This is a genomic window from Rhodovulum sp. MB263 (assembly GCF_002073975.1).
Taxonomy (GTDB): Bacteria; Pseudomonadota; Alphaproteobacteria; order Rhodobacterales; family Rhodobacteraceae; genus Rhodovulum.
Genome location: NZ_CP020384.1, coordinates 841500 through 853897, shown reverse-complemented (window position 1 = coordinate 853897; position 12398 = coordinate 841500). Strand labels below are relative to the sequence as shown.

The window sequence follows — 12398 nt, the reverse complement described above, 5'->3', positions numbered from 1 at the left end:
GCGGACATCCGCTCGGCGCATTGAACAACTCTCAACCAGCGACGCAGGCGGCCGAGGCTGTGTGGAAACGCGCCGGCGCGGGCTGTCGGCTGCTGGTTGGCCGCGCTGCTCGCTTTCAGCCGCCTCCGACACTCTTTGCGCGCGTGGCGGCGTGGTTATCCCTTTCAGGCAAGGCGTGGCGTCTGCGCTTGAGGCGCGACAGCCCCCGATCAGGCGGCAATGGCCCGCATCAGGCCCCGAATGCCCATCAACGCGACCACTCGCTTGATATTGTAGGCAAGGACATTCAGCGCCATTTCGGTGCCGACGTTCTTCAGCCTCCGCGTCAGGAAATGGGTGTGCCCCATCCAAGCCTTGAGTGTGCCGAATGGGTGTTCGACCGTGCAGCGGCGCAGGGTCATCGGATCGGCCTCCCCACCCAGTCTTTTGCGCATCGCATCAACCAGATGCTCATGGTCCCACCGGGTGATCCGGCGTTCCTTGCTGCTGGTGCAGCGGTGACGAACCGGACAATGCTGACACTCATTGGTCAAGTAGCGGCCGACCCGCAGGCCGTCCTCCTCGCGCGTGTAGCGATAGATCAGCTCTTCGCCTGCCGGGCAGACATAGACATCGCGGGCCGTGTCATATGCGAAGTCGGCCTTCACATACATGCCCTTGCCCCGGTTGCCCGATGTCTCGGGGCGCGGCACGGTCGTGGTGATCCCCGCCTGATGGCAGGCCAGGATCTGAGACCCGCTGAAGTATCCCTTGTCGGCTATGGCATGCAGGTCGTCGCGCCGAAGAGCCTTCCTGGCTGCCGCCGCCATCGGGTGCAGCTGGTCGCGGTCGAAGCCCTGATTGGTCACGTCATGTGCCACGATCAGATGCGTCCCGGTATCGACCGCGGTCTGGACGTTGTAGCCGACCATGCCGCTGTGCCGGGCGCTGGTCGCCATGGCGCGGGCATCGGGAACCGTCAGCGAGATCTGCCCGTCGGGCGCCTCGGTCAGGGCCTTCTCCATTGCCTTCAGCCGGGCAATCTCCTGCCGGATACGACCGTAGCGGCGAGCGAGATGGGCGACCTTGTCAGCCCGGGCTTCCCCCTCTTCCTGGCGGTCGATACGGGCCATGTCATCGACATACCGCGAGACATCAGCCTCCAGATGGGCCAAGCGGCTGGCGATCTTGTTCTTTGTGAAGTTCCTGTCGCGGTTGTTCACGGCCTTGAACTTGCTGCCGTCGATGGCCACGCAATCGCCCTTCAGCACCCCGATCCGCCGGCACAGCTCCACGAACTGCGCGCAGGTCCTGCGGATCGCTGCCCCGTTATCGCGCCGGAAATCGGCGATGGTCTTGTGATCGGGCACCAGGCGGCCGGTCAGCCACATCACCTCGACATTGCGACCCGCCTCACGCTCCAGGCGACGGCTGGACGGGATGCGGGTCAGATAGCCGTAGATGAAGAGCTTCAGCAGCACAGCCGGATGGTAGCCCGGGAGACCGGTTCGGGCGGGCACACAACGCTCGAAGTCGAGCGCCGGAAGATCAAGCTCCTCGACGAAGAGATCGACGACACGGACCAGGTGATCCTCGCCGATCCAGTCCTCGAGACGATCAGGGAAAAGCGTGACCTGTTCCCGGTCGATGCCGTCGATGAAACCCACCATCCCTGTCTCCCGCTGCCTCGCGGAAGCTTACCACCAGACAGCGTTTCCACACAGCCTCGGCCCGCACCAGTCATTCAAACGCGCCATAACAAATGACCGATCTGTGATAAGGTCGACACAACTCCGCGAAGTTGATGACCGAAGAGGACAGCTTTGAGGAGGCACTGTCTGATTGACCGCCAGGGCTATCGGTGTGATCTTTGGAAGGCCAAAGCAAACGTCGAAACCAATCGCTCGGAGAAAAAGATTGCGTAAGGTCACAGAAAGGACGTCTAGCAAGGGTGAAATACCGGGCGCCAAAGATTCCAAAGAAGTGATTTCACAAAACAGGTCTGGCGAAATGTTTTTCGCAGTTGTTGGACCGGTTGGCGCGGGTGGGTCTCGTGTAATAGATTCTCTATTGCGAGCCTGCGCGGCGTCTGATTACAAAACTGAGTGGATAAAAGCCAGCACTCTAATCAAGAAATGGCACGAGGAAATTGGCACACCTCTTCCGGAAGTGACGGAAAAAACACTGGAGCTTGTCGAGGCGTATCAAGATGCGGGGGACAAGATGCGCGAGCGGGATGCGGCAGAGGTGGCGAGGGCAGTGATGCGTGAAATTGCCCGACTCCGGGCTAAGGCGAACGAAGTTAACTACGTGCGAGGTGAGCCAGTAAGGCCAAACAATGAGCGGCGCGCCTATCTAATTGATTCCATTAGGCATCCTGCAGAGGTCAACTTGCTACGGCGTACATATGGGAATGCGTTTGCTCTTGTTGGGGTTGTTTGTGAAGAAAGCAGGCGTGAGCAACGGATACTTGAGAAGTATTTTCGCAGACCGCGTCATGGTGAGCAGGCTGTAAAGGACCAAGTGAAGCGCTTTATGCAGCGCGATTCTGATGATGCAGGGAATAAACGGGGGCAACATGTCGCGGAGGCGTTTTTCGAGGCGGATTACTTTGTCGACAACTCTGAAGATGATCCTTCAGGCACAAAGTTTGCGCTCGATGAGCCCCTTGGCCGGTTGGTGAATATTGTCGCTCATGATCAGATCGTTCGGCCGACTATGGAAGAAACGGCGATGCATCATGCGCACTCTGCGCGAGTGAGGAGCGCTTGTCTGTCGCGCCAGGTGGGGGCAGCGCTCGTCGACAGCGATGGCACGGTTGTTGCGACAGGCGTCAACGAGGTGCCTGCCGCGGGCGGTGGGGTATATGGCGAGGGGTTTGGAAAGCCGCATGAGCATGAGGATCATCGGTGTGCCTTTCGTGAAACGAGGTTCTGCAGCAGCAACCAGCAGCAAAACAAAATCATGGATGAGCTGATCGCTGCGCTGCCGGAGCTCGATGCCGTCGGTGACAAGCTGGGGCTTGCTGCGCGGATTAGAAAGACTCGCTTAGGTGGGCTGATCGAGTTCAGCCGCGCGGTACATGCGGAAATGGATGCGTTGCTGTCGGCGGGGCGCGAGGGCGTGTCGACGGTAGGGACAAGACTTTTCGTTACTACCTTCCCATGTCACTATTGCGCTCGGCACATCGTCGGCGCAGGAGTGTACGAGGTTCAGTACATCGAACCCTACCCAAAGAGCCTCGCCCTGGAATTGCATAGCGACGCTATCGAAACAAATCCCTTCAAGTGGCAGCCTCCTGAGCGCAAGTCTATGGCAGTACAGAAGAAAGGTGCTGAGCAGCAGCCACGACCCGAGACCGCACCAACGCCACGCGAACCAGGGAAGGTGCTCTTCAGGCCTTTCGTCGGCGTTTCCCCGCGCATGTACACGAGAGCATTCGAGAAAACCTGGCGCTTGAAGGATAAAGTCACTGGAGATTTCGAGATGGAAGCGCCAGAGTGGGGGGACGAGTGGTCCCCGTTCACCGTGGGATACCCTGAACTCGAAGCAGCTCTAACAAAGTAGCAATGACACATCCGAACCTGCGTCTCATAACCAAGGAGATCCACAGCCTCCCCGCTCCAAAGGTGGTATCTGAGGCGCATCCCTCACGTGTGCGATCAGGGGAGCAGCTCTCCTTTTCGTTCGACGATGTAGACTCCCGCGACGGTCATCGCGTCGAAATCGTTGCCATGGACGGCTTGCACGGCAGACGACTGTGTGAGCTTATCATGTCGAAGAAGCCCAAGGTCGTATTTGACTTGCGTCACGTCATACGTTTCGATTTGCCTGGAACCAGTCGCGAGCAAGTCTTGAGCTATTTTCGCGCGGCAAACACGCTCGTTGTGCGCGACCCTCTTCCTTGGCACGCTTTGCAACGAAGAGATTTCATTGCTGGTGACAAGGTCATATCTCAAAGGCTCGAGCACGAGACTGTTGAAAGAAAGCAGTCCCCGGTAATGTTGTTCGTTCCAAAAGAAGAACATGTAGGGTTTATTTCCGCATATCTGAATCGGGTTTTTACAAGCCGTGGAGATGGCCGTTGGGAAATCACGGCCATCCATTGAGGCTTTGATCTCGAGTTTCAGCTACTGTTTCATTCGCATCCAATAAAACCTACTTTACCACTCGCAAACGGGCTTTGGGACCCGGAAGCGGATGAAGAGCACGCAGGTCGTCTTTAGTTGAGCGGAGTGCTCGGGCGAGATCAGACAAGCCGTAGCCGAGTTCCTCGAGATGAAGCCTAACAATCTCAGGAAGGACGGTGGGCATTTCGACCTTGAGATCAAGTTCGGTCGGCTCCGTTCTGCGGTAGCCCATCGAGCTCATCTGCCTCCATAGATACTGGCTCTGGCTGGCAGTGATCGCGCCGATCTCTTTTGCCCGGTAGAGAATCGCCGCCATCGATACCCGCCAGACAGGCTTCAATGCGGCAAGCCTCTGGATCGTAAGACGCCGCCCGGATAGGTGAGGGCGAATATCGCGCGACGGCATGAGTAGCGCCGATGCGAACTTGTTCGCCTCATCTTCCATTTGGGGTGATGGCACCTGATGCATTACGACATGCCCGAGTTCATGCGCGAGACTGAACCGCTGCCGATCAGCAGGCATGTTGCGATTCAGAAAGATACATGGAGGCATGTCCGATATCTGGACCGTGAACCCATCGACCTTGAGCGCGGCGAAATCGCAATGGACGACTATACACCCCGCTCGTTCCACCCATTCAACCAACTCCCGGATCGGTCCCGTAGGTACGAGCCAGGTTCGCCTGATGAGATCGGCGATGCGTTCGGGGTCGCCGCCGTACTCGTCTACATCCAGACGCGGAAGGGACAACTCCGGCTCCAGCTCGGCGGCATCGAGCAGCCTTCGGATGTGTAAGATCCTGATGTTGAGTTCGGCTTCCAGACGCTCGATCGCCTTCTGCCCAACGCTCGCCCGCTTCCGGTATTGCACGCTCATCGGGAGGCCAATGACCCGGTCGTTCTGGAAGAAGAAATCGGCAGGAAAGTTCAGGGCTTCACTGACGCTTTTCAACACGTCTTCGGTGGGGCCGATCAGCCCGTTTTCGAGTTTCGACAAATTGGCCTGTGACACCCCTGAGCGCGCGGAAAGCTCTGTCTGACTCCACCCCCGCGCCTGCCGCGCTATCCGCAGCAGGTCTTGATTGAAACCGGCGGGCATCAGTCTTGACGCTTCTTGCGGTCGTCCGCGGCACTCTTGAGCTTGACGATGGCCGTAGCAGGACGCCCGGGTTTCGGCTCGGGCATCGGCAATGGAACTGCGGCCTCGCCCGCATCCAGAAGGCTGTACTCCCAAGCAATCTGATCGTTATTGCGGGCGACCACACAAATGTCCTCGATCCGTGTTTCCAGGCGATTCAGTTTGTAGACTACCTCGACGCGCTGAACCTCCGGCAAGCCGAACAAGTCCTGGTCATGGTCGTGAAAAGCGAGCGCCAGTTGAGTAGCGACATTCGATGAACGGCCCTTCTCATCTGCTTTCTTGAACCGAAACAGCACCGTGTCCCGAACGAGGAACTTCATCGTTTCGTGGCCTGCGATCACATGGACGGCATCGTGGTCCAGCAGGGCACTGTTCGCGCGTTCGATTATCTGCTCCCAGACAAAATTCGCGCGGCTGCGTTTGCAACGCCAGACGCCGTTGAAATCGCTGGCCAGCCAGTCCTCCCACGCCTCTCGGACCGCGGAGACGACCTGGTCGCGGATTTCGTCCAGAATGGGGCGTACGGTGACTTCAACAGGAATTGACATGCTCATGCCTCGCATTGTTGTGCAGGACGATAGCTGTGCCTTTTTGCAAAATCAACTCCAAATTATTCACGATAGCATTCACGGCGGACATTCCAACGCCATGCCTCGAACGTCGGCTCCCGCCGATGTGGGCCAACACCTATACCTTGCGCGCTAGCTCGGCCGGCCAATGCAGCTTAATCGGTGCCGCCCACTTGAGCCGAACCCCGTACATCGTGGGCGTCTGGTCGTTGAAGCTATGAAGGTCGAAAGTGCCGTGGTCTCGCCCCTGGCGGACCAGCTTCACCCAGCCTAGCCCCTCTTCGCACTCGCAAACACACCGCTTGCCAACGGCCTCGCTGGGCACGCTTCCGTCCGACCAACGCGTGTAGAACAGCAGATCGCCCGCCGAATAGACCGGCTCCATACTGTCGCCCTCGATCTCGACTGCCACGATGTTATGAGGGGAGAGTCCAGGAGGACACTCGACCTGTGGGCCGTCGCCTTTTTCATAGGTATCGAAAACCGGTACGCGTGCGCTGGCACCGACCTTGCCAGCGATGGCAATGGAGGGTTGTTCTCGATGCCCGCCAGTGATCTCCTGGACGTCCACCCCTAGGACATCTGCGATCTTCAGCAGGTTTGCATAAGTTGGGCTCCTAGTCTTCCGGCTTATAATGTCTCGGACGCCAGTCGGCCCCATACCGGCCGCCAACGCTACGGCGCGGTTATTCGTGCCCCTATCCTCAATAAGGGCCTTCAGGCGCTCTGCGATCATCTGTCCGCTATCCATGTAGGTACTATCCTACACGGGGGGAACGGCCGCAAATGTGATATATCCTCTTTACAATGTGTGATATATCATACATCCTGGGCGGCATGATGATGTCTGCCTTTCGTAATGAGATTGAGGCGTTCCTCGCGGAAAGCGGGATGAAGCCTTCCACGCTGGGGCGTGAAGTTCTGAATGACCCCGGTTTCGTCGCTCGTATCCGCAAGGGTGGAGAATGTCGTCCAAGCACCATCGACAAGGTTCGGCGTGAGATCGAGGATCTTCGGAGAGCCACGCTCACCGGGGACGCCGCATGATGCCGCGCCCCTGGCCCCCCATTCCTCAAATGAACAATGAAAACGGCTTTGCTCCATGCGCCCAAGGTGCGCGCAGCGCGAGCCCCCCTCACGCGAAGACAGCCAAGATCGAGATGCTGATCGAGCGGTTCGAGATAAGCGGCGACGATGACCTGGACCTGCGGAGCGAGGAGGAGAAGGCCCGCGCCGCGGTCACCAACTGGATGCGCTGGCAAGGCGACCTCGGCCACCTCGACCGCTGGCAGCAGGCGGCGATCTGGGGCGCGCTGTGGGGGCAGACGGTGCTGATCCGGGACGGTGCGGGTACGGACGAGGGGTGGGTCTATGTGGCGGCGTTGCGGAAGCTGGCGGATGTGGTGGATTGAGTTTGCCCCCGGATCGCGGACTGGGTCGATATTCACCCTGCAGCCCGATCCGGCGCGCCAGAAAGCTTCCGCAGTACGGCCCAACTTGCCGTGGTTTCAGGAATTTCTCCCTGGCCGCCCTTGAAAGGACTGACGGGTAGACGCAAGGGTAGGACGGTACCGGAACGAGTGTAGGAAATGGCGAAATGGACCAGGAAAAGCTTCAAAGGATCGTCGAGCGTGTGAACGTTCTTGAGACGCGGCTTGGCTCATTTGCTCCGGATGCCATCGAGGAGGCAAAAGGTCTCGCGGACACCGTGCTTGACCCGAAGACCGCGAGCCGCTCCGATATCTGGTCCCGGATCTGGGACAAGCCTCTATACGCCAATGCAAAAGTCGCAGTTGCTGACCGTTGGGCCGAACAGCTCAGGCCCTTTGTCTCCAGCGCCCTGGCTGAATGGGGCGGAGAAGACGCCACATTCCGTGTGACGAAGCTTGGCAAGGGCATGTCGAATGACAGCTATGGCCTGGAGGGCAGCCTGGCCGGCCGGATCGGGAAAGAGGTACGCACGGCCCGGTACCGGTTGTATCGCATTCAGGGCGCCGCCATCGGCCTCCGGTCCATGCCAGAGAAGTCCCCCTTCAAGGCGTTTCTCGGGCAGCCGCTTGACGATGTCGTCAGTACACTGCGTAAAGCCTTCGGCGAAGGGTGGGGCACGATCAGCATCCTGCATGCGCTGACCGATGTCGGATTGGCCGCGAAGCCGGATCTGCACCTTGTCAGGACATGCGAAGCGGTCGAATTGCTGGATGAACTCCACGTCTCAGACATTCCAAGTCCCAAGCAATGCCTTGAGATCAATCAGAGGATCTCGGCGCTCTGCATTGCGAAGTACGGAAGTGCCAACGCTTGGCAGCTGCGCTATATCGACAAGCTCTTCATGGAGATCTCGCGCTCCGGTCTACTGGACACGCAGGAAGGAAAAGATGCGCCCCTCCGGAGCCGTCACACGGCCGGTTCTGACGGACGAGAGGGGTGGAAGCCTGCCATCCCTGCACAGCCAGAACTTCCGGGAGATAGCTGGGAACGCGGTGCGGAACTCGAGTATCTCGAGATCTGCAAGCTCGAAAAATCGGAGGGAGCGTTCAAGCTGAGTATAGAATTTCCGGGGGGTGCTCCTTTCTTGCGGGCGGGGTACATTGCGCCACAGGATCTTGTTCGATTGACGGCTGTCGCGGCGAGCCCTGATGGCGGGGAGATCCGGGGAGACGAATATCCCCTGGAAATCACCGGCATGGAGATCAACTGCCTCGAGAGAGCCGTAAAGCTGCGCGCAAGACAGATGGTCCGGTGAGGACGTGTTCGCCAAACATGTTGGAATGAGCCTTCGCAGATCGGCAGGGTCCAATCGGATTTCACGGCGATGCCTATCCACTTGACGGCGAATCCGCCGCGTGCCAGATTGGCATCATCGTCAGGGGTTTGCGGAAACGCGAGACCCTGTTTTCGTTTTAGGAAGCGGCTTCAACCCGCAACGTCAGCCCGAGCGCCTTCGTCACGCCGAGGATAGTAGACAGCCTCGGGTTTCCCTTCTCACCCAAGGCGCGGTGCAGCGCCTCCCGGGTGATCCCGGCGGCCTCGGCCGTGTCCTTGATCCCGCGCGCCCTGGCGACGATCCCGATGGCGTGCTTGATGTAGGCGGCGTCACCCGTCTCGAAGGCGTCGGAGAGCAGCATCGCTTGCGCTTCCGGCGTGTCGAGATATTCGGCTGCGTCGAAGCGGGTAGTTTCGATAGGCATGGTTGCTTCCTAAATTTCCTTGGCCATGGTCTTGGCCTTTTCGATGTCCCGGCGCTGGGAGCCTTTGTCGCCTCCGCAGAGCAGGATGATGATCGTCTCGCCCTGCTGGACGAAGTAGACGCGGTATCCCGGGCCGTAGGTGATCCGAAGTTCACCAATGCCGTCGAAGAACTTGGCGTCGCCCATGAGGCCAGCTTCAAGCCGGGCGATCCTGATCGCGATGCGGGCTTGCGCCGTGCGGTCTTTCAGCTTGCGAAGCCATTTCGAGAACTCGGCGGACTGGTGAATTTCGTAACCCATGAGTGAAATATAGATCACGCGCTCGGATCATGCAAGTATAAAGTGATCTAAAGGTCACATGCGCGCTCGCCCATAGCTCGCCCGTTTCGTCCCCCTCATTCCGAAGGGCGAGCAGGCCCGACATGCGGCAATGCCAGAGTCTGGCCGCCAACCATGCACCCCGATCAGACCGGGAGACCGAAATGACCGGAAGCAAGTGCGAATGCGGCGGGCTGATGGTCCTGGTGAGACGTCATCCGTTCAGCAGCATATGGCGGGAGGAGTGCACCTGCGGTCGCTGCGGGCCTTGGCGGTTCCGAGAGCCGATGGTCATCCCGGGCGGTAGAAGACAGCCCGCCAGGCGCGTCACCGGCGACAAGGGCTGAGCCATGGCAGGCCAGTGGCGCATGGGGGCTCCGCGCACATGCTCCATCTGCTTGTCTTCCAGCCAGGTTGCGAGATCGCCTGCGATGTAGGACGAGCCGTTGTCGCTGAGAAGTCGTGGCCGGTGTAGCACGGTCGGCTGGTCGCAACCGGACGCCTCCAGCGCGAGTTGGAGCGTGTCAGTGACATCTTCGACCCGCATGGTCTTGCAGAGCTTCCAGGCGATCACATATCGGCTGAAGTCGTCTAGGATGGTGCTCAGATAGTACCAACCCCATCCGGGGCGCGCGACCGAGACAGGCCCCGGCTGCGGAAGGGAGGCCACCGAGGCGGCTCAGGCCACCTGTTCGACAGCCGCGACCACCTTGCCCACGACCTCGATCAGCTGTGCGTCATCCTCGCATTCGGCCATGACCCGGATCAGCGGTTCGGTCCCGGATTTGCGGATCAGAAGCCGCCCATGCCCGTTCAGGCGCTTTTCGGCCGCGGCAATCGCCGCCTGCACCGGCGCAGTGGCCAGCGGGTCGGCCCCGGCGGCATAGCGGACATTCCTCAGCAATTGCGGCACCCGGTCGAACCGGCGCGCAAGCTCCGAGGCAGGACGCCCGGTCTCGACCATCGCCGCCAGGAACTGAAGCCCGGCCAGAAGCCCGTCGCCGGTGGTGCAATAATCGGTCATCACGATATGGCCGGACTGTTCGCCGCCGAGGTTCCATCCGCCCTTGCGCATCGCCTCGACCACGTAACGGTCGCCGACCGCCGTGCGCTCCAGCCGCAGCCCCTGCGCCGCCAGGTGCCGCTCGAGCCCGAGATTGGACATCACCGTCGCGACCAGCGTGCCATTGCGCAACCGCCCCTGGACGGCCCAGCGTTCGGCAAACAGCGCCATGATCTGGTCGCCATCGGCCACCGCCCCGGTCTCGTCGATGATCATCACCCGGTCGGCATCGCCGTCCAGACAGATCCCCAGATCGGCGCCATGGGCCACCACCGCCGCAGCCGCGGTATCGGTATGGGTCGAGCCGCAGTTCTGGTTGATGTTGAAGCCGTTCGGATCGGTGCCCACGGGCACGACCTCGGCACCGAGTTCCCACAGCACGGTCGGCGCCACCCGATAGGCCGCGCCATTGGCACAGTCGACCACCACCTTCAGCCCATCAAGCCGCAGCCCGTGCGGGAAGGTGGTCTTGAGAAATTCGCCATAGCGCCAGAGCCCGTCATCGATCCGCTTGGCGCTGCCGATATTGGCCGGCTGGCTCAGCGCGATCTCGCCGGCAAGAATCGCCTCGATCTCGGCCTCGGCCTCGTCCGACAACTTGAAGCCCGAGGGGCCGAAGAACTTGATGCCATTGTCCTCATGGGGATTATGGCTGGCCGAGATCATGATGCCGAGATCGGCGCGCATCGACTGGGTCAGAAAGCCCACCGCAGGCGTCGGCACCGGTCCCAGCAGCAAGACGTTCATGCCGGTCGAGGTCAGCCCCGCGGTCAGCGCGTTTTCCAGCATGTAGCCCGACCGGCGCGTGTCCTTGCCGATCACCACCCGGTGCCGGTTCAGCCCGTCGGTGCGGAAATAGCGCCCCGCCGCCTGCCCCAGGCGCAACGCCATGTCCGGCGTCATCGGATGGCTGTTGGCGCGACCGCGCACGCCGTCGGTGCCGAAGATCTGTCTAGTCATGGCCCACCTCAAGCCCCTTGACTGCCGCGTCGAGCCGCATCGCCTGTCGGGTCTCGGCCGCGTCATGCACCCGCACGATCTGAATGCCCTGCGCGATGGCGGCCAGCGCCACCGCGACCGAGCCCGGCCCCCGCGCCGCCGCCAGCTCGGCACCGCCGACGGTGCCGATGAAGCGCTTGCGCGACGCGCCCAGCAGCACCGGACAGCCCAGCCCGTGAAACAGGGCGATCCCGCGCAGAAGCGCCAGGTTATGCGCCAGGCTCTTGCCGAAGCCGATGCCCGGATCGACGACGATGCGCGAGGCCGGAATACCGGCCGCCAGCGCCGCCCGCACCCGCTCGACGAGGAAATCATAGACGTCCAGCAACACGTGATCGTAATGCGGGTCGTCCTGCATCGTGGCCGGGTCGCCCTGGGCATGCATCAGGCAGACCGCCGCGCCCGCCCGCGCTGTCACCCCCGCCAGATCCGGGTCGAAGCCCAGCGCCGCGACATCATTGACCATATTGGCGCCGGCCGCGAGCGCGGCCTCGGCCACCGCCGCCTTGCGGGTGTCGATCGAGACCGGCCGTTTGACCCCGGCGGCACGCAGCGCCGCGATGACGGGGGCGGTGCGCTCGATTTCCTCGGCGACCGAGACATCGGCCGCGCCGGGCCGGGTCGATTCGCCGCCGATATCAAGAATGTCCGCATGCTCGGCCAGCGCCCGGGCATGGGCCAGCGCCGCCTCTGGCCGGTCATGCTGCCCGCCATCGGAAAAGCTGTCGGGCGTGACGTTGAGAATGCCCATCAGCCGCGGGCGGTCCATGGTCAGCCCGGCGACAGCCGGACGCGGCGCGGTCAGCGCGAGGCGCCAGTCCTCGGGGATCGCGCGCGCCGGGACCAGCCGCGGCGGCTCGCCCCGCTCCAGCATCTCGGCCATTGCGAACCAGCCCCAACCTCCGGCCAGTGTCAGAGCCTCGGAGGGGCGGGCGGGATCGGTCTGTACGATGGGACGGAAATAGCTGCTCATGGAGCGTTGATCTGCCAAGCCGGGGCGCTTGGCAA

General features: G+C 61.2%; 13 protein-coding genes and 1 pseudogene. 4 read left to right on the top strand and 10 right to left on the bottom strand.

Annotated elements, in window-relative coordinates:
• Window positions 1–209: 209 nt before the first annotated feature.
• Window positions 210–1649 (bottom strand): IS1182 family transposase, encoded by a 1440-nt coding sequence (locus B5V46_RS04095; RefSeq protein WP_080615422.1) that lies wholly within the window; start codon window positions 1647–1649, stop codon window positions 210–212.
• A gap of 247 nt (window positions 1650–1896) precedes the next feature.
• On the opposite strand from B5V46_RS04095, the gene B5V46_RS04090 reads away from it, so the two are divergent.
• Window positions 1897–3546 (top strand): anti-phage dCTP deaminase, encoded by a 1650-nt coding sequence (locus B5V46_RS04090; RefSeq protein WP_196774331.1) that lies wholly within the window; start codon window positions 1897–1899, stop codon window positions 3544–3546.
• A gap of 95 nt (window positions 3547–3641) precedes the next feature.
• Here the strand turns inward: B5V46_RS04090 and B5V46_RS20155 are convergent, their stop codons facing one another.
• From B5V46_RS20155 to B5V46_RS04070, 4 genes are all read right to left on the bottom strand, one after another.
• Window positions 3642–4085 carry a hypothetical protein gene (locus B5V46_RS20155; protein WP_196774330.1) on the bottom strand — a complete coding sequence of 148 codons (444 nt, stop codon included), beginning with the start codon at window positions 4083–4085 and terminating at the stop codon, window positions 3642–3644.
• Window positions 4086–4137: 52 nt separating this feature from the next.
• A complete protein-coding gene (locus B5V46_RS04080) occupies window positions 4138–5208 on the bottom strand; it encodes an ImmA/IrrE family metallo-endopeptidase (RefSeq protein ID WP_080615420.1) in 1071 nt (356 codons plus the stop codon).
• Window positions 5208–5804, bottom strand: coding sequence for a hypothetical protein (locus tag B5V46_RS04075; RefSeq protein ID WP_080615419.1), 597 nt, complete (start codon window positions 5802–5804; stop codon window positions 5208–5210). The genes B5V46_RS04080 and B5V46_RS04075 overlap by 1 nt, the downstream gene beginning before the upstream one ends.
• Window positions 5805–5937: 133 nt before the next feature.
• A complete protein-coding gene (locus B5V46_RS04070; RefSeq protein WP_369822829.1) occupies window positions 5938–6555 on the bottom strand; it encodes an XRE family transcriptional regulator in 618 nt (205 codons plus the stop codon).
• Between the two features lie 101 nt (window positions 6556–6656).
• On the opposite strand from B5V46_RS04070, the gene B5V46_RS04065 reads away from it, so the two are divergent.
• The 3 genes from B5V46_RS04065 (at window position 6657) to B5V46_RS04055 (ending at window position 8565) form a co-directional block, all read left to right on the top strand.
• Entirely contained in the window at window positions 6657–6866 is a 210-nt protein-coding gene (locus B5V46_RS04065) for a hypothetical protein (protein ID WP_196774329.1), read from the top strand.
• Between the two features lie 113 nt (window positions 6867–6979).
• Window positions 6980–7231 (top strand): hypothetical protein, encoded by a 252-nt coding sequence (locus tag B5V46_RS04060; protein WP_080615413.1) that lies wholly within the window; start codon window positions 6980–6982, stop codon window positions 7229–7231.
• A gap of 185 nt (window positions 7232–7416) precedes the next feature.
• On the top strand, window positions 7417–8565 hold the full coding sequence (locus tag B5V46_RS04055; protein WP_080615412.1) for a hypothetical protein: 1149 nt from the start codon (window positions 7417–7419) through the stop codon (window positions 8563–8565).
• A 157-nt stretch (window positions 8566–8722) separates the two neighbouring features.
• Here the strand turns inward: B5V46_RS04055 and B5V46_RS04050 are convergent, their stop codons facing one another.
• The 5 genes and pseudogenes from B5V46_RS04050 to folP form a co-directional block, all read right to left on the bottom strand.
• Window positions 8723–9010 (bottom strand): addiction module antidote protein, encoded by a 288-nt coding sequence (locus B5V46_RS04050; RefSeq protein ID WP_080615410.1) that lies wholly within the window; start codon window positions 9008–9010, stop codon window positions 8723–8725.
• A 9-nt stretch (window positions 9011–9019) separates the two neighbouring features.
• Window positions 9020–9310 (bottom strand): type II toxin-antitoxin system RelE/ParE family toxin, encoded by a 291-nt coding sequence (locus B5V46_RS04045; protein WP_080615408.1) that lies wholly within the window; start codon window positions 9308–9310, stop codon window positions 9020–9022.
• Window positions 9311–9698: 388 nt separating this feature from the next.
• Window positions 9699–9953, bottom strand: a pseudogene (locus tag B5V46_RS04040) (DDE-type integrase/transposase/recombinase); the annotation flags it as partial.
• A 54-nt stretch (window positions 9954–10007) separates the two neighbouring features.
• On the bottom strand, window positions 10008–11351 hold the full coding sequence (gene glmM / locus B5V46_RS04035) for a phosphoglucosamine mutase (protein ID WP_080615407.1): 1344 nt from the start codon (window positions 11349–11351) through the stop codon (window positions 10008–10010).
• The gene (gene folP, locus B5V46_RS04030) at window positions 11344–12363 is read right to left on the bottom strand and encodes a dihydropteroate synthase (RefSeq protein WP_080615406.1); all 1020 of its coding nucleotides are present in this window, start codon (window positions 12361–12363) and stop codon (window positions 11344–11346) included. Before folP ends, glmM begins: the two co-directional genes overlap by 8 nt.
• Between the last annotated feature and the right edge of the window lie 35 nt (window positions 12364–12398).